This is a genomic window from Paenibacillus sp. BK720, assembly GCF_011761545.1.
In the GTDB taxonomy this organism is placed as follows: domain Bacteria; phylum Bacillota; class Bacilli; order Paenibacillales; family Paenibacillaceae; genus Pristimantibacillus.
Window position 1 is genome coordinate 12,611 of sequence record NZ_JAASRQ010000005.1, and the last position, 24,692, is coordinate 37,302.

General features: G+C 43.8%; 16 protein-coding genes. All 16 read left to right on the forward strand.

The features are described from left to right. Positions 1 to 88: 88 nt before the first annotated feature. The 16 genes from glmM (at position 89) to FHT67_RS19190 (ending at position 24,094) form a co-directional block, all read left to right on the forward strand. A complete protein-coding gene (gene glmM / locus FHT67_RS19115) occupies positions 89 to 1,429 on the forward strand; it encodes a phosphoglucosamine mutase (RefSeq protein WP_167200775.1) in 1,341 nt (446 codons plus the stop codon). 792 nt (positions 1,430 to 2,221) lie between these two features. Continuing rightward, the gene (glmS, locus tag FHT67_RS19120; RefSeq protein ID WP_167200777.1) at positions 2,222 to 4,054 is read left to right on the forward strand and encodes a glutamine--fructose-6-phosphate transaminase (isomerizing); all 1,833 of its coding nucleotides are present in this window, start codon (positions 2,222 to 2,224) and stop codon (positions 4,052 to 4,054) included. Between the two features lie 216 nt (positions 4,055 to 4,270). Then, entirely contained in the window at positions 4,271 to 4,615 is a 345-nt protein-coding gene (locus FHT67_RS19125) for a helix-turn-helix domain-containing protein (RefSeq protein ID WP_167200779.1), read from the forward strand. A gap of 423 nt (positions 4,616 to 5,038) precedes the next feature. Continuing rightward, complete coding sequence (locus tag FHT67_RS19130) at positions 5,039 to 5,866, forward strand: TnsA endonuclease N-terminal domain-containing protein (protein WP_167200781.1); 828 nt, start codon at positions 5,039 to 5,041, stop codon at positions 5,864 to 5,866. A gap of 5 nt (positions 5,867 to 5,871) precedes the next feature. Next, positions 5,872 to 8,061, forward strand: a complete 2,190-nt coding sequence (locus tag FHT67_RS19135) for a Mu transposase C-terminal domain-containing protein (RefSeq protein WP_208403390.1) — start codon at positions 5,872 to 5,874, stop codon at positions 8,059 to 8,061. After that, a complete protein-coding gene (locus tag FHT67_RS19140; protein ID WP_167200783.1) occupies positions 8,058 to 9,728 on the forward strand; it encodes an ATP-binding protein in 1,671 nt (556 codons plus the stop codon). The genes FHT67_RS19135 and FHT67_RS19140 overlap by 4 nt, the downstream gene beginning before the upstream one ends. A 10-nt stretch (positions 9,729 to 9,738) precedes the next feature. After that, entirely contained in the window at positions 9,739 to 11,511 is a 1,773-nt protein-coding gene (locus tag FHT67_RS19145) for a TnsD family Tn7-like transposition protein (protein WP_167200785.1), read from the forward strand. Beyond that, a complete protein-coding gene (locus FHT67_RS19150) occupies positions 11,499 to 11,933 on the forward strand; it encodes a hypothetical protein (RefSeq protein WP_167200787.1) in 435 nt (144 codons plus the stop codon). The genes FHT67_RS19145 and FHT67_RS19150 overlap by 13 nt, the downstream gene beginning before the upstream one ends. Before the next feature lie 27 nt (positions 11,934 to 11,960). After that, positions 11,961 to 13,115, forward strand: coding sequence for a Tn7-like element transposition protein TnsE (locus FHT67_RS19155; RefSeq protein WP_208403391.1), 1,155 nt, complete (start codon positions 11,961 to 11,963; stop codon positions 13,113 to 13,115). A 99-nt stretch (positions 13,116 to 13,214) separates the two neighbouring features. After that, positions 13,215 to 14,801: a restriction endonuclease subunit S gene (locus FHT67_RS30090; protein ID WP_167200791.1), complete on the forward strand. Its 1,587-nt coding sequence runs from the start codon at positions 13,215 to 13,217 to the stop codon at positions 14,799 to 14,801. A 14-nt stretch (positions 14,802 to 14,815) separates the two neighbouring features. Then, the gene (locus FHT67_RS19165; RefSeq protein ID WP_167200793.1) at positions 14,816 to 16,339 is read left to right on the forward strand and encodes a class I SAM-dependent DNA methyltransferase; all 1,524 of its coding nucleotides are present in this window, start codon (positions 14,816 to 14,818) and stop codon (positions 16,337 to 16,339) included. Continuing rightward, positions 16,329 to 17,645, forward strand: a complete 1,317-nt coding sequence (locus FHT67_RS19170; RefSeq protein ID WP_167200795.1) for a restriction endonuclease subunit S — start codon at positions 16,329 to 16,331, stop codon at positions 17,643 to 17,645. The genes FHT67_RS19165 and FHT67_RS19170 overlap by 11 nt, the downstream gene beginning before the upstream one ends. A gap of 17 nt (positions 17,646 to 17,662) precedes the next feature. Then, positions 17,663 to 20,800: a type I restriction endonuclease subunit R gene (locus tag FHT67_RS19175; protein WP_167200797.1), complete on the forward strand. Its 3,138-nt coding sequence runs from the start codon at positions 17,663 to 17,665 to the stop codon at positions 20,798 to 20,800. Positions 20,801 to 20,999: 199 nt separating this feature from the next. Beyond that, positions 21,000 to 22,115 (forward strand): DUF262 domain-containing protein, encoded by a 1,116-nt coding sequence (locus tag FHT67_RS19180; RefSeq protein WP_208403392.1) that lies wholly within the window; start codon positions 21,000 to 21,002, stop codon positions 22,113 to 22,115. Further along, a complete protein-coding gene (locus FHT67_RS19185; RefSeq protein ID WP_167200801.1) occupies positions 22,112 to 23,110 on the forward strand; it encodes a hypothetical protein in 999 nt (332 codons plus the stop codon). Before FHT67_RS19180 ends, FHT67_RS19185 begins: the two co-directional genes overlap by 4 nt. Before the next feature lie 219 nt (positions 23,111 to 23,329). Continuing rightward, entirely contained in the window at positions 23,330 to 24,094 is a 765-nt protein-coding gene (locus FHT67_RS19190) for a hypothetical protein (RefSeq protein ID WP_167200803.1), read from the forward strand. The last annotated feature ends 598 nt before the right edge of the window (positions 24,095 to 24,692 follow it).

Here is a 24,692-nt window from a genome sequence, read left to right on the forward strand (position 1 = left end):
GTAGTTCAAAAGCGGCCTCAGATGGAGTAGGATATGGAATAGGCCATTTGCAGCAGCAGATTTAACGACAAAAGGGGCATGAGAAACGATGGGGAAATATTTTGGTACGGACGGAGTGCGCGGAGTAGCCAATCAGGAACTGACTCCGGAGCTTGCTTATAAAATCGGCCGCTGCGGCGGTTACGTATTAACCGGACAGGCGGATAAGCCTAAGGTGGTTATCGGTCTGGATACGCGGATCTCGGGACCGATGCTGGAGGCTGCCCTTATTGCAGGGCTTCTGTCGATTGGCGCAAGCGTTATTCGGCTTGGCGTTGTATCGACACCGGCAGTTGCTTACATTACGCGCGAGCTTAAAGCGGATGCGGGCGTTATGATCTCGGCCTCGCATAACCCGGTTCAGGATAACGGCATTAAGTTCTTTGGCGGCGACGGCTTCAAGCTGTCCGACGAGACGGAGCTTGAAATCGAGCGTCTGATTGATGCCGAGGCGGATGAGCTACCTCGTCCAATCGGCGGCGATATCGGTGCGGTATTGAACGACGATCAAGCGAAGTTCCGTTACCTCGATTATTTAAAAACAACGATTAAGGGCGATTTCGGCGGCCTTAAAATCGTCCTCGACTGTGCGCACGGTTCCGCTTACGAGCTGGCGCCAAAAGTATTCCGCGAGCTTGGCGCGGAGATTATTACCGTAGGCGCGGAGCCGGACGGCCGCAATATCAATGCGGGCGTTGGTTCGACGCATCCGGAATATTTGCGCGAGCAGGTTCTGGCTCACGGCGCGGACCTCGGTCTGTCGTTTGACGGCGATGCCGACCGCCTGATCGCAATTGACGACAAAGGCGAGGAAGTAGACGGCGATTATATCCTCTGCATCTGCGGCGATGCGATGAAACGGGCCGGCAAGCTGAAAAACGATACGATCGTTACAACGGTAATGGCGAACATCGGCTTCTTCAAAGCGACGCAGCGCCTTGATCTGAATACGGCGCAAACGGCCGTCGGCGACCGTTACGTGATGGAAGAAATGCGCCGCGGCGGCTTTAACCTGGGCGGCGAACAGTCCGGTCACGTGATCTTCCTGGATTACAACACAACCGGCGACGGCATTCTGACGGCTTTGCAGCTGGTCGATACTCTCGTGGCATCCGGCCGGAAGCTAAGCGAGCTAAAAACGCTGATGAGCAAATATCCGCAGGTGCTGGTGAACGTTCGAGTTGCGGACAAAAGCCTGTATGCGGGGAATGAGGCAATCGTTAGCGCCACGGAGCAGGTTGAGAAGGAGCTTGGCGATAACGGCCGCGTGCTCGTCCGTCCATCCGGTACGGAGTCTCTGATCCGCGTTATGGCCGAAGGCCCTGATAAGGACCAGATCGAGGAGTATGTGACACGAATCGTAAATGTCGTGAAAGAGCAATTAGGCTAAACGTTAGCGGGCTTAAAGCCTTTGCATACACATGCGAAAGTCTCCACGATTCCGTGGAGACTTTTACATGCGCGGCCTGGCCAATGAATATATAGGTAATGTAAGGAGATTCGTTTTCCTCGAGAGTTGGGGCAAATGTATGACTAGGCTTGGGCAATTCGGACGAGAAGGCGTATATTGTTAGGGGAAAATAAGGGCGTTGTTCGTCCTGCGCCTAAAGTTCAGGTTGCGAAACAAGTCGAAAGTGAATATGATAGGAAGTATGATTCAAGCAGGAAAGCGAGGATAGAGGTTCAAATGACGTTTTATAAGCGCCAGAGCTTCAAGGGGGATGATGCCTTTCAATCCGTTTATTTGGATGGGAAGGGTCACACGAGGAAGCTGACGAGGTGAAGGTGTTCGAATTATTCGGCGGGGACCTTCCGGTTATCGCAAAGCCAACCGAAAGCCGATACGCAAAAAGATTGGGCGACCGGTCTCACAAACGTTCGGCAGGCTTGCATGTATTGATCTTTTATTTACCACAATAGAATTTATAGTTTTTCATTGTCAGTCGAAAACTGAAATTCGATGTGGCGATAAAACCTACCGCTAGACGCGGTCGCTCATCTTCGAGAGGCCGCGATAGAGGTTTTCTCATTTCGAGGTTTTTTAAAACATGCTCCCGTATGTCTATGGTGCCGCCTGAGAGGTTGGCACGGGCAGTAGGGAAAATAACGCCTGTGCCGCATATAGGCTGGCAGCCATGGTCATAGTGGGGAGACTACTATTGATTATCGGAGGTCTTTATATATGTGTGGTATTGTAGGATATATTGGTAAACGTGATTCCCAGGATATTTTGATTGAAGGACTCAAGAAGCTGGAATACCGTGGTTACGACTCCGCCGGTATTGCGGTATTCACGACGAACGGACTGGAGATCAAGAAATCCAAAGGCCGTCTGGCTGTGCTGGAGGATAAACTGCGTGATGAGCCGCTTGCCGGGTCGGTTGGTATCGGTCATACGCGTTGGGCTACTCATGGCAAGCCATCGGACGTTAATTCGCATCCTCACACGGATAACTCGGCGAAGTTCTCGGTCGTGCATAACGGCATTGTCGAAAACTACCTGGATCTGAAAGATGAGCTGATGGCGAAAGGACATCGTTTTGTGTCGGAGACGGACACGGAGGTTATCTCGCACTTAGTTGCCGACGAATACGACGGCAATATTGTCGAAGCGGTACAACGCGCCGTAAAACGGATGCGCGGCGCGTTTGCGCTTGGCGTACTGACGGAATACGAACCAGAACGTCTGGTTGCGGTTCGTTTCGCTAGCCCGCTTGTTATCGGCATCGGCGAAGGCGAGAACTTTATCGGGTCGGATATTCCGGCAATTTTGGAGCATACTCGAAATGTATACATCTTGAACGACGGCGAAATGGCTGTATTGACACGCGATAGTGTCGAACTCATGACGACAGAAGGCGAATTTATTTCCAAGGAAATATACCATGTCGATTGGGATCTTGTGACAGCGGAGAAAGCCGGATTTGATCATTTTATGCTGAAAGAAATTTACGAGCAGCCGAAGGCTTACCGTGACACCATGCTGGGCCGCATTGCGGAAGATGGCAAGTCCGTAAACCTGAAAGAGCTGACGATGACGGCAGATTACGTGAAGTCGATCCGCAAAGTGCATATCGTTGCTTGCGGTACGGCTTATCATGCAGGCATGGTTGGCAAAACGGTTATCGAATCGCTCGCACGCATCCCGGTTGAGACCGATGTAGCTTCCGAATACCGTTATCGGTCGCCGATTATTACGCCTGACACGCTCGTTATCGTCGTTAGCCAATCGGGCGAAACAGCGGATACGCTGGCTGCGCTTCGCGAAGCGCAACGCAACGGTGCCCGCGTTCTCGCCATCACTAACGTTGTAGGCAGCTCGGTAGCCCGCGAAGCGGACGATGTGCTCGTTACTTGGGCAGGTCCGGAAATCGCGGTTGCCTCGACAAAAGCTTACACTTCGCAGCTGATTGCCTTCTACCTGTTTGGTCTGCACTTGGCGACTATCCTTGGTACAAAAGACGAAGCAACCGTTGCCGGCATCATCGCGGCTATGAACGAGCTTCCGGAGCAAGTGGAGAGCATTCTCGGAAACGCTCCGGTTCTGAAGCAAGTAGCAGAGTCGATCTCGCATCATAAGAGCCTGTTCTTCATCGGCCGCGGCGTCGACTATGCAGTCGCGCAAGAAGGCTCGCTGAAGCTGAAGGAAATCTCGTACATTCACTCCGAAGCGTATGCTGCGGGCGAGCTGAAGCACGGTACGCTGGCTCTGATCGAGGACGGTATTCCGGTCATCGCGCTTGTCACGCAAGAAGAGCTGTATGAGAAGACGCTGAGCAACATCAAGGAAGTAAAAGCACGCGGCGCTCATGTCTTTGGCCTTGCAAACGCGGGCAGCGAAGCGGAGGTAGGCAAATCGGTAGACGAATTGTTCGCGATTCCGAAAACCTTGCCGCTTCTGGCACCAGCCCTGTCGGTTGTGCCGCTGCAGCTGATCTCTTACTACGCATCGCTGGCTCTTGGCCACGATGTTGATAAACCCCGTAACCTAGCGAAGTCGGTTACGGTGGAATAAGGTTTTTAAAAGTTGTTAGGAAATATGTTCAGTGAAAATAAAGTATTAGACTGAAAAATAAAGTATTAGACTGCGAAAATAAAGTATTAGACTGAGTAAATAAAGTATTAGACTGCTGGGTGATTCAGCATTTACTCCAAATAACAGACATCATGAGCTTGAACCCCGTAATTGTAACTAATTACGGGGTATTTTTGTTTTCTGGAGCTGATACAGTTGAATCTAGGTGAAAAAGTCAGATTTATTCGAAAATCAAATGAGCTTAATCAAAAAGAATTTTCGGTTAGGATTGGAGTCTCTCAAGGGACGCTGAGTGATATTGAACGCGGTGTTTGTCTCCCTTCATGCGAAACAATCATTGCACTTAGAAATAAATTCAAATGCGACTTGAATTGGTTACTAGCAGATGACGTTGAGTCTTCATCCATGCAAACCGATGTATCAAATGAGGAGTTGGAACTGCTCGACAGCATTCGATCCCTCCCTACTCGCGAAAAAAACGAATTGTTTGAAATCATACATATAAAGCTAAGAAAAAATAAATATCCGTTTACGGATTAAAAAATCCGAAAAGTGTAATCATGGTAACATTACCGAAAAATGCGGGGTGTTACCTTGGAAGAAGATAAGTTGGATATAGGAATCGTAACTCCAAGCGGGATCTGGTTTGATGGGAAAATCTATTCTTACTCTTGGGCTGTTCGTCATCAATGGTTTAAGCATGCGGAGTTCGTTGGAGGTTGGCCAGTATCCGTAAGAAGTCACGAGGAGCAAACAGATCGAATAGATGTCATATTGAATGATGGCAATTCTGTCGTGTGCATAAGGATAGATCACATACCTGTTAATTCAGCGAAACTCGATGCGTACTATCTGGAGTTTCAAAGGTTAGTGACTTTAAGGAAACAGCGACAGGCTGTGAAAGAAACCATTCCAGAGGATCAGAGACATTCGGATGAGCCTACTAACAACTGAGGTGAATGAATGGCAAAACGAAAAAGGCAACTAACCGAAGCGAAAATCGAGAAGATGATCAAGGAAGGCAGAGGTCAAGGTACCGGTAAAGACTATCTTCCTTGGCTCAAGATTCAGGACGTTCCATCTGAAGGCAGAGCAACTCGTGGCGTAGGCTGGACGACAGGCCGAAGACACGAGCTTCTTTCGGATATTGAGCGTGATTATTGTTATCTGCTTGACTATTCGGATGGGGTTTCCGATATCCGTGAACAGTTCCCTCTACTGCCACTTGAGGAAACCTTAATGATTGCGGAAAAGATCGGAATAACTCATCCCAGTGATCCTAAAACTGGTGTTCCAATTGTGATGACTACGGATTTCTTACTCACCCACGGAGACAAAGATGTTGCTAGGACTGTGAAGCCTTTTAGTGAAATGGAAGACGAACGAACGATAGCCAAGTTTGAAATTGAGCGGGTCTATTGGGAAACGCGTCATATAGACTGGGGCATTATTATTGACCGCGATTTACCTGATGTACTAATTAGAAACATTGAGTGGGTTCATAAGGAGTATCACAACGAGGACGTATCTGATCTAGGTGTGTTTACTATCCGCAATATAGAGCAAATGCTCGCTGCTCGTTTAAACGACGGGGAGGCAATATCGAAGGCTTGTTTAGCTTGCGACGAACGATTAGGACTAGAAGTCGGAACATCTCTTGCATTGTTCCGTCATTTTGTCGCGCGTAAAAAATGGTCTGTAAATATGAATGAAAGAATCATACCGACTCTCCCTGCGAAAGAGTTTAAGATAGCGACTCCTGAATATCGACTTGAAGCCAAAGGCGGGTGATTATAATGCAAGCGATTTATGAAAATATGGTCGTGGAATGGATCTCGTCTGATTCAGAGGATCGGCATTTAGAACGTATATTATGGATTTCCCCTTCTAACGACGTGGTTTTCAGTATTGCAATTGAAGATGACAAGGCTTTTCCCATCATGAAAACATATTTCGAGTATGTTACAGGCTTCGAATCGAATCTTCTCAAGACAGTCGAGTGGATAAATGGAAATATACCTTTATTGGATAAGGACATTAATGAAGAGTATCTGACCATTAGAGATAAAGCGTGGGACGTAATTAAAGACATCGTTATGGATGAACCGGGCTGCTTCGATAAGAATTTCCGAGGCTCACGAGTAAGAGAATCGCAGGAGCGAACCGGATTACATAAAAGTACGATTTACCGCTACCTACGAAGGTACTGGCAAGGTGGAAAGATGAAGAATGCTCTTCTGCCACACTTCAATAATAGTGGTAGTTATGGAACTGAGAGATCACCGGGAAATGTGAAGCGCGGTCGTCCGCGAAAGTTTGAAGATGAACCGGTAGGCATAAATATCGATGAAGAGATAAAACAATTATTACGATCGGGCATCCGACTGTTCTATAACAATAAGCAGAAGGCTCCTCTCAAACATGCGTTCCAAAAAACACTCGAAAAGTTCTTTGCTAACGGATTTCGACAAGATGGACAAGCGTTGGTGCCGATCCTTCCTCCCCATGAGAAGCTGCCGAGTTTTGGACAGTACAGGTACTGGTTTAAGAAAGAAATAAATTTAGAGGATACGCTCAAAAGCCGGCTCGGAGAAAAACGTTATGCATTAGATTATAGGCCTATTCTTGGAAGCTCCACGTTTGAAAGTTTTGGCCCAGGGTCTAGGTTTCAGATTGATGCGACCGTTGCAGATGTGTATTTGGTCAGTGAGTACCGCCGGGAGTGGATCATTGGTCGCCCGATAATTTATATCGTTATTGATGTCTTCAGTCGCTATATTGCAGGTATTTACATTGGACTTGAAGGTCCAAGCTGGATTGGTGCAATGATGGCTTTAGCGAATACGACGGCCGATAAGGTCAAGTTTTGTGCCCAATATGGGATAGATATCGAACCTGAAGAATGGGTATCCAGTCATTTACCGCAGAAACTGACGGCAGATCGTGGGGAACTTGAAGGGGAGAAACCTAGTCACTTAATTGATGTGCTTGGTGTTGATGTGGAAAATGCCCCACCGTATCGTGCCGACTGGAAAGGCATAGTTGAACAACAGTTCAGATTGGCGAACCTACGGAGCATTCATTTCATTCCTGGAGCGATAAAAGAACGCTATAGAGAACGTGGACAACGAGATTATCGTTTGGATGCAAAGTTAACGCTTCGAGAGTTTACGAAAATTATGATTCAAACTGTCCTTTATCATAATAATGATCATCACATGCTGTGGTATGACCGGAATGAATTTATGGTGGCTGACGAAGTATCTCCTATTCCAAGAGACTTGTGGCACTGGGGAATCATCAATCGCAACGGAAGGCTTAAGAAACAACCGGAGCATATCGTTAAGCTAAATCTAATGTATCAAGGTGAGGCAACAGTTACAGCTGTAGGAATCCAGTTCAAGGGTATGCACTATAGTTGTGAGTTGGCTATGCGGGAACAATGGTTCGTAAAGGCAAGAGCAGGTAAGACTTGGCGAGTTAAGGTTTGCTACGATCCTCGAACAACGAATGAAATCTATTTATGGTTGGATGAGGGGCACCTATTCGAGACATGTATTCTGCTGGAACGTGAGGAGCGATACCTCAATAAGAAAGTTGAAGAAGTCGAAGATTTGCTCGAGATTGAGCGGTACCAAGGACGACATCAGGAAGTGAACAACATGCTATCCAAAATTGAGCTCGATGCACAAACAAGGGCTATCGTTGATGAGGCAACTAAGAAAACGGATGCAGCCATTCAACAAAGCGAGGAAAGTAACAGTAAGCGTGTTAAAGGCACCAGACAGCGGCGTTCTAACGAGAAAGCATCTAATCGTGAACAAGAAGCTTTCCAGTTGTCTGAAAAAGTCTCGACAAATCCAACAAACAACGTAGTTCCTTTGAAACGCGACGACAAGGCAGAGACCAAACAAGCCTATGTTCCTCCAGCGGACAAGTTATCTAAAATAAAAGCTTATTTGCTTGAAGATGGTGATGATGAATGAGCGAATTTGATGTCCCGTTATTCCATTTCAGCCGCGGCGAGTTTGTAGAAGCCGATTATCAAGATCCGCTTCTTGAAGATTATCGGAATAACCCACTGCTCGAAGCTCTCCCACCGATTTGGGATGATAAGACGGTAGTGAACAAACTGGCGTCCAAGCCAATCTTTAATGCCTCGGAGCGTGACCTTCCCGTTCATCTCCGGTTGCACTGTGTTCAACGTATATCTCGCGACTTCTTTCGTCCGTTATCCAGACATTTGGAGCTTCAGCAGAGCATTTCAAGGCTTATTCGTGACGGTTATGTAGGACGTAACCCTCTGACTCCAAATTACGCTTTCAGAGCTCGCAAGGACGCTTATGAACTCATTATGCAGGGAAATACAAGCGGTTACCCAGTGAATACCCCAACTTCCGCTGGATTTGCCTTAGTTGGCATATCTGGAATTGGTAAGTCCAGCAGTTTGTTGCGAATCTTGCAAATGTATCCGCAAGTCATTCTGCACCGCAAATATAGAGGGCAGGATATGCCTGCTCCTTTTCAAATTGTTTGGTTGAAGATGGATTGCCCTCATGATGGATCCATAAGAGGACTATGTCTCAACTTCTTGTTAGCAGTAGACAGCCTCGTCGGAACAAAATATTACAAGAAAAATGTAACCAAAAACCCGGATGAGTTACTTCCTCTGATGGCACAAGCTGCGGCAGTTCACTGCCTTGGGGTTCTTGTCATTGATGAAATTCAGAATCTTCAAGAAGCCAAGGATGATCGCGCTGCTCAAATGCTTAATTTCTTTGTTCAATTAGTTAATACCATTGGGCTGCCGGTTATTCTTGTCGGAACCTACAAAGCTCTTCCTGCATTGAACGGCGAGTTTCGTAATGCTAGACGGAATAGCGGTCAAGGAGATGCCACATGGCATCACTTCAAGAAAGATGAGGAATGGACCTGGTTGCTTCAGGGGTTGTGGAAGTACCAGTGGACGGACAAGAAAGTGGAGCTAGATCAAGAGTTCATTGATGTCATGTATGAAGAGTCACAAGGCATATCGGATATTGCCATTAAGCTATTCATGCTAACGCAATGGAGAGCTTTGGATAAAGAACTCGAATCGGTTACGCCGGGGCTAATTCGTTCCGTGGCAAAGGATAGACTCACCTTGATTAGGCCAGCTTTGGAGGCTTTACGCTCAGGTAAGAAAGCTCAGATCCAGAAATTCGCTGATATTTATGACAGTGTTTCCATCGACGATTATTTGGATCGCATTGAAGCTGAACAAAGGCAAGCAGAGCGATTAGAAGTGATTCGAACAGAACTTGGCTATGACGTCACTGAACAGACGATAAACGAAGTCAGTGCATGGCTAATCGAGGCCGGTGTGACACAAGCCATAGCTTCTCAAGCTGCGGAAGAGGTAACGAAAATTCATCTTCATGAATTGGATGAAATCGATCTTCATAAAGAGGCGCTAAAAGTGGCATTGCAGAAGCAAAGTGCTCTGGTGAATAAATCATCGCAGCAGCGTAGTAAGACGAAGCCAAAGGTAATACCGTCGAATCCAAGTGACTTACGGCTCATTGTATCCCAAGGTCGAAAGAAGAAATTGTCTGCTTACGATTCGCTGAAGGCTGCGGATTATATTAAAAATCCAATGGAGTTCCTCGGATAGGTGATGAAAATTGAGTGAATGGTGTGCACTTCCAACCCCATACCCTGACGAACTCTTATATAGTGTGATCGCCAGATATCACATTAGATCAAATAATACAAGTCCTAAATGGACACTTAGGGAAGTTTTCGGTACTGACAATGTCATTCCTACGATCGATCTTCCAAGCCATCTGGATGCATTGTTAAGAAGAAACGTAGTTCAGATCATGGCTGATGAATGGATTATAAAGCACACCTTTTATTCTTACTATGCCCCTTTCTTACCGGACTCCCGAGCTATGCGCGTTAAAGCACTTATGAGAAGCATGGATGGATCGGGTATTCATGCTTTAGTAGGCGTAACAGCAAGCACGATTGATCGGACGGATCGATTGTGGTTTTGCCCTTCCTGTTACGAACAAGACATTCAACGTTATGGTGAGCCCTACTGGCATCGAGTTCATCAATTACCAGGTGTATATCTCTGTCCTCATCACCGGAGAGTTCTACATAAGCTAACGAGTCCATTGTCGGATAGACATGGCTTAAATGTTTTGCCGATTTCTAGACATATGTTTCATGCGATTCCTGTAATTGAAGATTTACCTGATAAACTAATTGATCGCCTGTCAGATATTGCTGAAGACATTCATTTACTCGTTCAGCAGGACAATCTGCCGGCATTATATGACTTAAGACAGGCTATCCTACCACGATTAGCAGAGAAGGGATATGTTACTGTATCCTCGCGTACCCGCCAACAGAAGCTTTGCGAGCAGCTGGTGCTTTTCTATAGTCGAGAATTGTTTGATGTAATAGATAGTGACCCAACAGAAAGCAGGTATTCGTGGTTAGAGCAATCAACGAGAACAGCGCGGCGAGCTATTCATCCTTTACGTCAGTTGCTTCTTATCCGCTTTTTATATGGATCATTTCGTGAATTTCTTGATCGCACTGACGGTGCGAACGCTCCATTTGGCAATACCCCTTGGCCCTGTCTAAATAAGGCGGCTGATCATTATAAGGAATTAGTTATTACGCAATGTGATATCACCCGTTGCTCAGATACAGGGCGACCTGTTGGCACCTTTGTATGTTCATGCGGATTCTCTTATTCTCGTCGTGGTCCTGATAGATCTGAAGAAGACAAGTACTATCGGGGAAGAATCAAGACTTTCGGCCCGATATGGTCAGATAAGCTAAAGCAGTACATGCAAGGTGGGATGTCCTATCGCTCTACTGCTGAGAGGCTTGGGGTGGATACAAATACTGTCATCAAGTATGCCAACGGAAAAATGCCAGAACCAAATGTTCCACTTGAACAAAAGCATGCTAAGAAGGCTGCAACAGCTCCTTCTTCGATAAATACAAGGAAGTCCCCTTACATACGTGTTGACTGGGAAAAACGTGATTTGGAGCTAAGCTGGATGGTTGAAAAGGTATGTAAGGCCATCTTGGTTGAAAGTAACGCCAAACCTGTTCGCATTACAATTACTTTGCTTGGCAAGAGAATCGGGAAACTTAGTTGGCTAGAGAAGTATCAACTTAAGCTTCCAGTAACGATGAGTATTTTAACTTCGTATGTAGAATCTGTTTCCCAGTTTCAGATACGAAGAGTACATTGGGCTGCGGAACGTTTGTCTGGAGAGTGGCCAATTAAACGATGGAAGCTGGAGAAGCTTGCAGGACTAAGACCTGACTATTCTCAGGAAGTATTAGACGAAATTAATCGATGCATCGGTCAAAGCCGACTATTGCAACCATTCACATCACCAGAGGAGACTTCTTCATGGCAACACTGACGTTGAGATCCTGGCCTTTTCCAGAGTATCACGAGGCAGAATTAGTCTGGTTTGGATCACCGTTTATGGATCATAAGGGGAACTGGAGAATTCGTGTCGCATTCAAAACTTCAGCCGAAGGGATAAAGGTAGTATCTTACCCCTGGGGGACGATTCCTTATTTGCGTATTGGTCAAATCTATTCAAACGGGACTTATGACCAGATAACACCTATGAGCGGATCGGCATTCCACTTTACCATAGATGCTCTCAACCACGGCACTCTGACCAATGGTTTTAAGCTGCCTAAACGTTTGATTGACTTTGGTAAAAATCCTGAGCTCGGATTACAAAATATTATTCAGTATCAAGCGAATGGTCTCACATACTGTATACCGGTAATTGAATTGATTAGAGCTCTATTTATTAACTCGAGGTACTAAGCCTACTATTTGCTTCAACCTCATGGCTTGGATTTATTAATCGATAATAGCTATTCATTGGGGGGAACATTGCATTTCGACTTGAGTAATCGAGTTCCAGCCAAATTGGCTACAGACAGCAACGTTCGTCACCTCTCTTGGATTTACACGGACCCGATGATTCGGTCCTTGTGGGATTCCGTTTATCAGAGCATGTTCAGTCATGCAGTTAAAAGTTCACCCTATAATCCATCCGCTACCTTAAAGAAAGGTGTTCCTCTAACTATTGATCTTCCGCCCTTAGGCCCTATTGAAATGCATACCCGCGGGGTGCAATTTATCGATTACGTGTTAGTAAAAGAGATCATTGCCATAGGCGGATTTCAGCATCCATCAAATGAGATTCTCTTTTGGCATCCCTCTAAGAAACGTCGTGAATGGAGCTCGGGCGACAAGACGATTCGTATGATTCCTGGTTCTAAAAACACTGACTATGTGCTGAACGATCAAAGTGACAACGCTAAGGAGGATTCGAATCAAGATATACTGGAAACTTCCCCTACAATAATGCGATTCGCCAATTATCCTGTAGTGGAGACTCGTCGATCAAGTGTAAGACAATCGAATACAGGAAATGAAGTCATCGTGTCGACTGGACGCGGGGGAAAACATGCAGCTGCTGCATCTGAAGAAGTCAGTACCCAGGATTCCATGGTTGGCGGGGATACCCTACCTATCGACTTCCAGACACTCGAGACGATTCCAGCCTCCGATGCAATCGGTCTTGAACCATTTTTTCAGATGATTGAATTGCTGAAGCAGACATTCCCAGTGAAAGTAAGGATGTCAGTAGTAAGAGTGCCGCCTGGTAAGCGATTCTCTGTCTGTATGAATGGATCTCGCAGAACATGTGCCATAGTTCAGGTAACTACTGGAATCATGACATCCTATATTATCGAAGTGGCAAGACCGGATGATTGGTCGATTTCTACACTTATTCTCCGTCCAAGAAATCAGTTGTCATTTAGGATAATAGAGCGAAACATAAAGCAGCTTCTCGATGGATTGGTTCAAAAAGGTGGACATTGGGATCAGTCAGTTCTTAATCAATGCGACGTTATGAATATTGAAAAACTGAAGCATTATCAAAGTGATACAATTCGCGAGTGGGCCACTAGACTTGCAGGTAAGTTAATGTCGTAAAGAACCGATTTCAATCGGTTCTTTGTTTTTAGTATTTGAATACTGGATTTTATTGTGGTATTATTTAGGTGTAAGTTCCTAGGGCTAGAGGGTGATGCATTGATTGAAACATTCTGGAATATTTGTCTTCTTCATGATATAGGGACTCGGGATCAATTGCTTCGAGAAGCAGTTCGGGTTGTTCAAACAAGAAAGTCGCTCGAACTGCAAGGAGCAGCACATACATCTATCTTAGAACCGGAAATGCTGTTCCAGTGGATGAAGCAGTATGCTGGTGAGCGTGAGTTCGGACACTTCCCCGGTGATCGAGATTTGTTCTTTAGGCTGTATCAAGTAGGCAAGGATATGGACTTGTTAGATTATGCCGTACAGACGATACAGCAAGATCGTATTACAGGCGGTATTGTTGTTCATACGAGTATTGTAGACAGATTTAAAGACATGTGTGAACGCAACCTCTACCGAACGATGTTGATTGCAGAAGTGGAGAAATATATGCGTGGTCTGGCAGAAACTCGATTACACAAGCAATCGTTTACGATTACGCTGCTGACCGAAAGTTACATTATCGCCAAGCTGCTGAAGACTTATTTTGAAGCTTATCCGAATGTTCAAATCATACAGGGCTCGATCTATCAGCCGTTACCTTTGCAAGAGAAGTTCGATGCCATCTTAACCATCCCGAACTTCGGATTAAAGATGGATGACGTTGAAGATGCAAGCATAAGAGATTCAGAAGGCGTAGCCGTCAACCATTTACTTCCCCTGTTGCGAGACACAGGGAGAATAAGTGTGACATTCCCACCAAGGATGATGTTTCAATCGGGGAGCATTGCAAAGTGGCGCGAACTGACGAATACGTCTTACCCTGTCCAATCTGTGCATTTGCTGCCCGATGGGTTGTTCCGACCCTATACGTCGGTTAAGACCTATCAGATTGAATTTGGGAAATCTCCTACAGAGCAAGTATTTATAGGTCGCCTAAAGCTTCAGAAGTTGTCTTTGGAGCCTGAGCGAGAAATTTCGATTCACGCCGAAGCATTTTCGCAATTTGAGGACTGGCGAATCGATATGCTGCTGGATGAAGATCAGGATACACTGCGTTCCTTTCAAGAGGCGCCTGTACCTAAGGTGAAGTTACGTGATGTTGCAGATATATTCCGTGGAAAATCTGTTCTCAAGCAAGACCTAAGAGCTGGAAACATCAAGGTATTAAATATCTCCAACATTGAAGACGGTGATGTAAAACTGGATCAGCTGGAGACAATTGATGAAGAAGAACGGAAGGTAAAGCGTTATGAGATCCTTCCCGGCGATCTAGTCATGGCTTGCCGTGGTACGGTAAATAAACTTGCTATTCTTCCCGAAACAGAAGGGATAATAATTGCTTCTGCTAATATTATCGTCATTCGATTTAAAGCGTCTATTATAAGTGGATTTGCGAAGATATTTCTGGAAAGCCCAGTTGGAATGACACTGATTCAGAGCTTCCAGCGAGGTACAACCGTTATGAATTTGAATCCCTCAGACGTAGGTGAAATTGAACTGCCTCTCCTCTCACTCGATGAGCAGATCAATCGAGTGAATTGTTATAACGAGGAGAAGGAACGGTTTAAACAAACGATTCGTGAGGCAACGAATCGCTGGGAACAAGTAAAAAACAAACTTTATAGCGAGCTTTACTGAGGAGGAACTTGGGAATGGCAACAGCGAACTTGGGTTATGAAGAAAAATTATGGAGCATGGCCGACAAATTGCGCGGTAGCATGGATGCTGCCGAGTATAAGCACGTCGTGTTAGGCCTGCTATTTCTTAAATATGTTTCTGATGCATTTGAAGAGAAATATGAAGCATTGAAGAATGAGCCTTATGCGGACCCCGAAGATCGGGATGAATATGTCGCCGCAAACATCTTCTGGGTGCCGAAGGATGCTCGTTGGAGCCATATCAAGAACACTGCTAAGAAACCGGAAATTGGCCAAATCATTGACCAAGCAATGATCGACATCGAGAAGGAAAACACATCGCTGAAAGGTGTATTGCCGAAGGATTATGCAAGGCCTGCCCTAGATAAAACACGCCTAGGTGAAGTTATTGACTTGTTCTCATTCAGGGTTGGCGATGAAGATAGTCGCTCCAAGGATGTGCTCGGCCGGGTATATGAATACTTCCTTAGCAAATTCGCCAGCGCTGAGGGCAAGAACGGCGGCGAGTTCTATACGCCGAACAGCGTGGTCCGTTTGCTCGTCGAGATGATTGAGCCATTTAAGGGGCGTGTCTATGACCCTTGCTGTGGCTCAGGTGGAATGTTCGTTCAGAGTGAAAAGTTCGTTGAAGAGCATCAAGGTAAGCTCGGAGATATCGCCGTGTATGGCCAAGAATCAAATCCGACCACGTGGAAACTATGCAAAATGAACTTGGCGATTCGCGGTATTGACAGTAACTTGGGTGAACATCATGCGGATACATTTCATAACGATCTTCACAAGAATCTTAAGGCCGATTTCATACTGGCCAATCCTCCGTTCAACATTAGTGATTGGGGCGGCGATCGGTTAACAGAAGACGCCCGATGGTCTTATGGAATTCCACCAGCAGGCAATGCCAACTACGCCTGGATCCAGCACATGGTGAATAAACTGGCTCCAAGTGGTGTAGCTGGCTTCGTCTTGGCGAATGGCTCTATGTCTACGAGTACGACGGCTGAATTGGACATTCGGAGTAAGCTGGTCAATGCGGATTTGGTGGATTGCATTGTTACTCTGCCTGGGCAGTTATTCTACTCAACGCAAATTCCTGTTTGCCTCTGGTTTATAGCGAAGAATAAGTCACCAAGAGGGCTCCGAGACCGTCGTGGAGAAATGCTGTTCATTGATGCCCGCAAAATGGGTCAAATGGTCGATCGTACACATCGTGAGATGACGACGGAAGATATTATGAAGATCGCGAATACGTATCACGCATGGCGGGGGCAGGTCGAAGTCGGGAAATATGAGGATGTTAAAGGATTCTGCAAAGCTGCGAAACTTGCTGAAGTGCAGGAGCATGAATATATTTTGACGCCTGGACGATATGTAGGCATTGAAGATGTCGAAGAAGATAGCGAGCCGTTCGAGGATAAAATAGCCCGGCTGACATTGGAGCTTGCGGAGCAGTTCGCTAAATCTCATCATCTGGAAGACGAGATTCGTAAGCAGCTTGGAGGGATTGGATTTGAGTTTTGAGACAATTTCATTACAAGAAGTTGCAGATGTAATCGACTCCTTGCACAAAACGCCCCAATACAGTGAAGAAGGTTATCCTATCATTAGGGTAACTGATATCAAGGGTGGCTATTTAGACTTTTCTCAAGCACTGAGAGTAAACAATGAAGTTTACGAGGAATTTAGTAAAAAATATAAGCCACAAATTGATGATATTTTAGTCAGTAGAGTTGGAAGTTATGGGAATTTTAGTTATGTGAATTCTAAAGAGCCTTTTTGTTTAGGTCAGAATACTGCAATAATTGTGCCTAAAAAAGTGAACAGTAAATTCCTATACTTTTGGTTAACTTCAAAATTTGTAAAGGAACAAATTGAAGAAAGAGTGGTAGGCTCGACACAAAAGACACTTAGCTTAAAAAATATTAAAGAATTAAGGGTGCCAAAGCTTAGTAATGAGGAGCAGCTAAGAATAAGCAAACTACTTTCATTATTGGAAGAAAAAATAAATATAAACAACTCAATTAATAAAAATCTTGATGTGTTAGCCCAGGCCCTTTTCAAACGTTGGTTTGTTGATTTTGAGTTCCCGAATGAAAATGGTGAACCGTATAAGTCCAGCGGCGGCGAGTTGGAGGAGAGTGGATTAGGGTTGATGCCTAAGGGATGGCGAGTTGGAGCATTAGCTGATCTTGGTGAAGTTGTAGGCGGAGCAACTCCATCCAAAAGTAAGGAAGAATATTATACGCCTATGGGAATTCCTTGGATAACTCCCAAGGATCTGTCGATAAATAAAAACAAATATATTTCTAGAGGCCAGATTGATATTACTGAAGAAGGGTTTAAGAGTTCAAGTACAAGGTTAGTCCCTAAAGGCACTGTACTATTTAGCTCTAGGGCGCCTATTGGATATATCGCTATATCAAAAAATGAAATGACCACGAACCAAGGATTTAAATCCCTTATTCCATTTAAGCATATCGGATCCGAGTTTCTCTATTATGTTTTGAAGTTCAATACTGAAACTATAGAAAGTAGAGCATCCGGCTCAACATTTAAAGAAATCTCGGGTAGTGAAATGAAGCGAGATCCCGTTACAATTCCATCCTTCGATGTAATTGAACGATTTAACATAATTGTTGAATCAGTTGGAAAAATGGTTGAGAAATGTGAGTCGGAAAGTGATTCATTGATACAACTCCGAGACTCTCTCCTCCCCAAACTCATGTCAGGAGAAATTCGGGTGCCATTGAAGCAAGACTGTTTGTATTCTCATTCTATTGAACTGCCATTGGCAGCCGAAAATAAAGTACAATACACTACCACCTAACTTAAGGAGGTGTATCTATGGCCATGTACACCACATCGTATGCTGAGAGCGACTTGGAGCAATCCGCTCTTGAATGGTTCGAAGAACTCAACTACAACAAAGCCTATGGTCCTGAGCTCTCACCTGAAGGAGAATATCCGGAAAGACAGTTCTATCAGGATGTCATTTTGAAAGAACGCCTACGAGAAGCGCTTATTCGCATCAACAAGCATCTGCCGCGAGAGGCCATCGAGGAAGCGATTCGTATTATTGAAGTGCCTCGCAGCCCGAGCTTGATGATCAACAACAAAGCGTTCCAGAAAATGATTACGGACGGCATAGATGTTCAGTATCGGAGTGCCAATGGTGACTATCCGACCGAGAAAGTTTGGTTGTTCGATACACGTCCGGACCATGTCGACAATAACGATTTTCTAGTTGTGAATCAGTTTACGGTCATTGAGAACCAAGTGGATAAGCGACCGGATGTCGTGGTGTTCGTCAACGGCCTTCCGATCGCGGTTCTGGAGTTGAAGAGCGCCTCCAATGAAGAAGTGGGAATCAGTGAAGCGTACAATCAGGTGCAGACCTATAAAAAAGCGATCTCGTCCTTATTTACGTACAACTCCTTCATGGTCATCAGTGATGGAGTCAATGCAAGAGTAGGCACGCTGACCGCTGACGAGGAACGGTTCATGATGTGGCGTACCATAGATGGCGAGGGTGTAGCCTCCTCTTCCCTGCCGCAGCTCGAAGTGCTGATTAAGGGCATGTTCGAGAAAAGTCGTCTGTTGGACATCATCAAGCATTTTGTTCTTTTTCAGACGGATGGTGAACGTCTATTCAAAATATTGGCCGGTTACCATCAATATCATGCCACGAATAAGGCGATTGCCGCTACGGAAAGAGCGACACTTGAGGAAGGCGACCGCAAGATCGGAGTTATCTGGCATACACAAGGCTCGGGCAAGAGCCTTTCCATGGTCTTTTACGCAGGCAAACTGGTTCTTACACTGGATAATCCTACGATTGTCGTCGTAACAGACCGTAACGATCTCGATGATCAGTTGTATGCTACATTCAGCAAGTCAAAAGATTTGCTCCGTCAAACCCCTCAACACGCCGAGGACCGTGCTCACTTGAAACAGCTGCTTTCGGTGGAGGCAGGTGGAATTATTTTTACAACGGTTCATAAGTTCACGCCTGAAGAAGGCGAATCCAAATACCCTGTACTCACGGACCGTCGTAATGTCATCGTAATGGCGGACGAAGCACACCGCAGTCAATACGGCTTTCAAGCTGAAATGGTCGCATCGGATGAGGAAGCAAGCATCAAGTACGGCTATGCGAAATATATGCGTGATGCATTGCCGAACGCATCTTACATCGGGTATACAGGAACGCCGGTTGAGTTGACGGATAAGAACACTCCGGCTGTATTCGGGGATTATATCGACATCTACGACATGACCCAGGCTGTGGAAGATGGTACGACAGTCAAGATTTACTATGAGAGCCGTATCGCACGGTTGGAGCTATCGGATAATGAGCGTCCAGTTATCGATGAAGAGTACGAAGAGATTACTGAGTATCAAGAGTATTCTCAGCAAGAGAAGCTCAAGTCCAGATGGGCGCGCCTTGAGGCGCTTGCTGGTGCAGAGAAACGCATCAAAAAGGTCGCCAAGGACATGGTTGACCATTATGAGCAGCACAAAGGAGCTATGTTCGGCAAAGCGATGATCGTCGTTATGTCTAGACGTATTGCCATCGATCTCTACAAAGAGATTATTGCTCTTCGTCCCGACTGGCATAGTGACGACGACAACGAAGGCAAAATCAAAATCGTCATGACCGGAAGTTCAAGCGATCCTGCTGAATGGCAGCCATATATCGGTACAAAGCGGCGTCGGGAACATCTGGCTAAGCGAATGAAGGATTTGAATGATCCTTTGGAGATCGTCATTGTGCGCGATATGTGGTTGACCGGCTTTGACGTACCAAGCATGAACACGATGTATATTGATAAGCCGATGAAGGGTCATAATCTGATGCAGGCTATTGCTCGCGTTAACCGTGTATTCCGTGACAAGCCAGGTGGGCTAATTGTGGATTACATCGGCATTGCAGATATGTTGAAGTCGGCACTCCAGCAATACACGGAAAATGATCGCAAGACCGCGGGGATCGACACCGATCAAGCTGTCGATTTCATGCTGGAGCGGATTCAACTCATTCATGAGCTGTTGTACGGACACGACTTTTCAAAATTTGCATCTGAAAAAGCCTCTGAGCGGATGAAGGCAATCGTCGAGGCAGTAGACTATGTGCTTGGACTTGGCGACCAAGGCAAACGCAATTTCGTCAATTGGACGACGGAGTTGGCGAAGGCGTATGCACTTTGCGCTACGACGGAAGCCGCAGAATCGGTTAACCTGGAAATCAGCTTCTACAAGGCTGTAAAATCAGGCATTGTCAAAATCATCACGACAGAGAACAAAAAGAAAACAACAAACGAGCTGGATGCGGAACTGAACCAGTTGATTTCTAAATCGGTTATGTCCGATGAAGTTGTCGATATTCTCGAAGCAGTTGGCTTACAGAAGCCGAACATCGCGATTCTGTCGAATGAATTCCTTGAGCATATTCGGGGATTGAAGCAGAAAAACCTCGCTGTCGAATTACTGAGAAGGCTCCTTCAGGGCAAAGTAAAGGCTGTATCTCGCACCAGCATCGTACAGTCAAAGAAATTCTCTGAAATGCTTGAAGAAGCTATTCGTAAATACAATAATCGTACTATTGAGACAACGCAGGTAATTGAAGAACTGATCCAGATGGCCAAGGAGATGAATGCTGCCGTCAAGCGTGGTGAAGACCTTGGGCTTATCAAAGAGGAAGTAGCCTTCTATGACGCGTTGGCTTCCAATGAGGCTGCAAAAGAGCTAATGGGAGATCTAGTTCTTAAGCAGATCGCTCACGAGTTAACCCAGGCTATCAAGAACAATATTAAAGTGGACTGGACTCTGCGGGAGAATGTACGGGCACAGATGCGGATTACGGTTAAAAGACTGTTGAAGAAATACGGGTATCCGCCTGATCTTGAAAAAATGGCAATTGATTTGGTGCTTCAACAGGCAGAGTTAATGGCTCAGACAGAGTCGGAGGATTTCAGATATTGATTACATCAGGGCATAGCGGAAATATCTTAGCTATGCCTTTTTAGATAGATTGCTACAACGAATTGGTGAAATATTCACTTTAAGCTATAATTCTATAATATATACAAAGAAAAATCTGCATTGAATGGAAATACAAGGTCGTGTTATATGAGTGGCCTTATAGCCGTAACTTTTTAACAAGCATATGGAGGTTAAAAAAATGAGTATATTTGAAGTGTTTAATTTAAGGGAACCAGCAGTAAATAAAACAGTTAATCGTGAGTATTTGGTTAATAAAGCATTGCATGGTGAGTATAACTTGCTTATTGATCAAGCCCGGTATCCTCTTGAAAACTTGCCGTTAATTTTTCATAATTACAATTTGCATCCAGATTATCAAAGAAACAGGGTTTGGGATATTAAAAGAAAATCAAAATTAATAGAAAGCTGCTTAGTTAATGTCCCTATACCTCCAGTTTTTCTTTATGAAACAGACTATAACAAATACGAAGTTATGGACGGGCTACAGAGAATTTCTACCATTATTAGTTTCTTTAATAATGATTTCAAGTTAGATGGACTTGAATTGTGGAGTGAGATTAATGGGAGTAATTTTAGTGAGCTACCAGAAGAATTAAGAAATCTAATTAATAGACGCTATTTATCTGCAATAATAATTTTGAAGGAATCCAATAAAAGCAAAGAGAGGGAGTTGGAACTGAAACAGTTTGTATTTGAAAGATTGAATACTGGAGGTATGGAGTTATCTCCACATGAAATTAGAAATGCACTTCATCCCTCTAAATTTAATAATACAATAAATGAATTAGCAAAGAATCAAGTGTTCAAATCCATGATCAATAATACTGAAGATGAACTTATACGCATGGAAGATCGAGAATTAATTTTAAGATTCTTTGCATTCAAAAGTGCTCTCGAGTGTGACTACAAACGAGGAATCAAGGTAACGTTAGACAATTATTCTGTAGCAGCTAAGAAGTTTGATGAAGACCAAGTTGAATACGCTCATGATTATTTTATAGATGTCATTGATAGCGTTTATGCAATTTACGGGGAGAAAGCATTTATTAAGAGTAGTAAAGGTAAATTTGAAAAGATGATATTTGACACTATTATGCTCGCTGTTTCCAAATTGAAAGATGAAGGTTATGATTTGGAACCATTGCGACGTATGGGAGCAGTTGCTACCACAAAGAAAAATGCATTAATAAAAAAGCATAAAGATGAATTCAATGGCAAATACACAGCATTGGCAAACGTTAAAACTAGGGTGGATATTTTTAAAAGCTTTTTAGTTGGTGAGATCTCAAGATGAGTAAATTGGTTGCTTTTGAAACCTTTAATGAATTATTGAGAACATTGGAACTGAAAAGAATATATCCATCTAAGAGGATAGAAAAGATACTAACTAAAAACTATATCCTTTCGTTGTATACTATTTGGGAGACCTATGCTAAAAAGCGCATCTTTGATACATATTCTGATTATGAATATTTGTTGCATACAGACGACTTCATAAAGAGATATTTGAAAAAAAGTTTTGGGAAACCGTACTTATCGAAAGAGTTTCTAAAAGATATTAAAGATACGAAAGTTAAAAAGGAGATTTTGTGTCAGTCAAATAACCTTACCTGGGGCGAATTTTTAGATTTGTTGCTGATTATCGGCATTGATAGTAGTCCTCTTGATACCTTAATAAATGAATCAGCGGAAATCTCCAATATTGTAAATATTCTAAAAAATTCCGGTCTTATACCAGTTTATAAGGATGGTTTCTCAACCCTATTATCAGATTCAGTAAAAGGCTACTTGCAGCTAATTGTAGATTTAAGAAATACAATATCACACACTTACAAAATGGAATTTGATGAATACATTGATTCCAAGCAAATGGCTCTCCTTGTCCATTTATTTAAATGCACTATCAATTTGATAGAAAAACATATTGATAATGAGATCTCAAAAAAATATTTAGAATTAATTAATAATGAACCAGTGATACGTGTAATAAATGTTATTCGAGGTTGTAATGCTTCTGGTAATCAAGAAGCAATTCTTGAGATTAGTGTAACAAATGAAGATATATACCTAAATGGTCAACAACTAGTTATACGAAGTGATACAAACAAAGGTTATTGTACTATAACGGGTATAAGAGTAGGGAACCTTAATTTAAAAAAAGTCCCGTTGAATAGAGTATGTACGGTGGCTATCATGTCGAGTATTAAAATTCGTAGAGGATATCAATATGAATTGTGCCTAGGACCACACAAAAGTTCAAACATTCCCAATATTATTCAATACGCATGATGTCTGGATGTTTTATATTTTTGATTAATCGGCTACATTTTTCGAAAAATAATAACTATTCAGTCTCAATGCATCATAAGCGTATAGAAGTTATGGCCCGAACTAAGGGGTATTTGTTTACTAATCAAGGGAGAAATAAATATGACGTGGCTGCCAGTTCCTTTAATCCGTAGGGTAATACAAGAGATCAGGCTAATTGATAGTAGAAGAAGGAACAAAATGAACAAAGGTGGGATAGATTCAGAACCTGCTTACGTCGTGACATTGTTAGACCGGTTCGATGATATTCCCTTGCCATATACACTCTTTCATGTAAGGCAAACTCCTGAGGGTGCAGAAAGAGAATTAGGTGTTGATGCGATAATGTTATTTGCTAAACACATAGGTAGTGACATTGAGTATAAAGTTGGTATGTTTGAAGCTAAATGGGTAGTTAAACATAACGGGAATGTACGTACATGGGATCCAAGTAAGAAGACAGACTTAAAACTGTCTAGGTATACAGAACAGCTTCAAAAGCAAAGACAAATACCTGAAGGTATAGCTGTTTGGACTATGTTTATTAATGCAATGGAAAATTTAACGAGAAACAAGTATCGTTTTCATCGCATTGGAGCCACTTGTTTATGGCATGAAGCAATATGGTCTTATTACACATTAGGTAAAATGAAATTTACTACCTACTTCGAAAGTTGGAATACAAAAGATGATTTAAGTTGTTTATTTAATTGTATAAGACCATTCAATTTTGCAAGAACTATTCAAGAAATATTGGAATGTAATACTGGTGTACCTAAAGCGAAGGATTTAACTACAAATAGCATTACATTTGACAATCGAAGAGACGGCTGTCAAGGAAATCTTATCATTCCCATTCCTGACTTATCTAATGGATGGAATAGAAATGATATTGATGAAATTAAAGAATTCATGAGAGTGCATGGACTAAGGGATTACTATGTTATTGATTTTGGAAATGGTTAATGGAGAGGTTATTGTCGTTCCTAATAATTAAATAGAAGCAAGCGAGCCATTCATTCGTACTGAGCGAGGCTTCCTCATTTCCATATAGTGAGTAACATTTTAGTTTTCCGAAGTTAATCTATCTTTGTTTTAACAGCGGAAAGTTTGTACTCCACATTTTATTCGCATTATTTTTCAATTGGTAATATTAAGTTTTTGCTGAGGAAACCGTTGTTATGCTAGATCAAACAACATCGATAAGCCATAAACGAATTATAAGGGAAACATTCCGTAATCCACAGGGGGTTGTTACCACAGTGGAGATTGGCGAGGAACCACGGGAGCATTACCAACAACATGTCTGAAATACTTCATTTCGGCCGTTCTTGCAAGGCCTATATGCGACTATACATGAACCGTTCACCAGATATTCATCTGAACTGCGAGGATTGCGGCTGTCGTCTGCATAAGCATGGCCGATACTACCGATCCATGACGACCAAGTTGTTGAGCTAATCCGCAAAGCAAAAGGTGCGGATAGACGTGACCATTTCTTCCTTTTGGATATGGGGTAATTGAGTGTGATAAATAAATTGCGCGGCGTGGCTTCAATCGAGCA

Coding starts and splice junctions, on each gene's coding strand:
- glmM (WP_167200775.1), top strand. CDS start 89: ATGGGGAAATATTTTGGTACGGACGGAGTGCGCGGAGTAGCCAATCAG.
- glmS (WP_167200777.1), top strand. CDS start 2,222: ATGTGTGGTATTGTAGGATATATTGGTAAACGTGATTCCCAGGATATT.
- FHT67_RS19130 (WP_167200781.1), top strand. CDS start 5,039: ATGGCAAAACGAAAAAGGCAACTAACCGAAGCGAAAATCGAGAAGATG.
- FHT67_RS19135 (WP_208403390.1), top strand. CDS start 5,872: ATGCAAGCGATTTATGAAAATATGGTCGTGGAATGGATCTCGTCTGAT.
- FHT67_RS19140 (WP_167200783.1), top strand. CDS start 8,058: ATGAGCGAATTTGATGTCCCGTTATTCCATTTCAGCCGCGGCGAGTTT.
- FHT67_RS19150 (WP_167200787.1), top strand. CDS start 11,499: ATGGCAACACTGACGTTGAGATCCTGGCCTTTTCCAGAGTATCACGAG.
- FHT67_RS19165 (WP_167200793.1), top strand. CDS start 14,816: ATGGCAACAGCGAACTTGGGTTATGAAGAAAAATTATGGAGCATGGCC.
- FHT67_RS19175 (WP_167200797.1), top strand. CDS start 17,663: ATGGCCATGTACACCACATCGTATGCTGAGAGCGACTTGGAGCAATCC.
- FHT67_RS19180 (WP_208403392.1), top strand. CDS start 21,000: ATGAGTATATTTGAAGTGTTTAATTTAAGGGAACCAGCAGTAAATAAA.
- FHT67_RS19185 (WP_167200801.1), top strand. CDS start 22,112: ATGAGTAAATTGGTTGCTTTTGAAACCTTTAATGAATTATTGAGAACA.
- FHT67_RS19190 (WP_167200803.1), top strand. CDS start 23,330: ATGAACAAAGGTGGGATAGATTCAGAACCTGCTTACGTCGTGACATTG.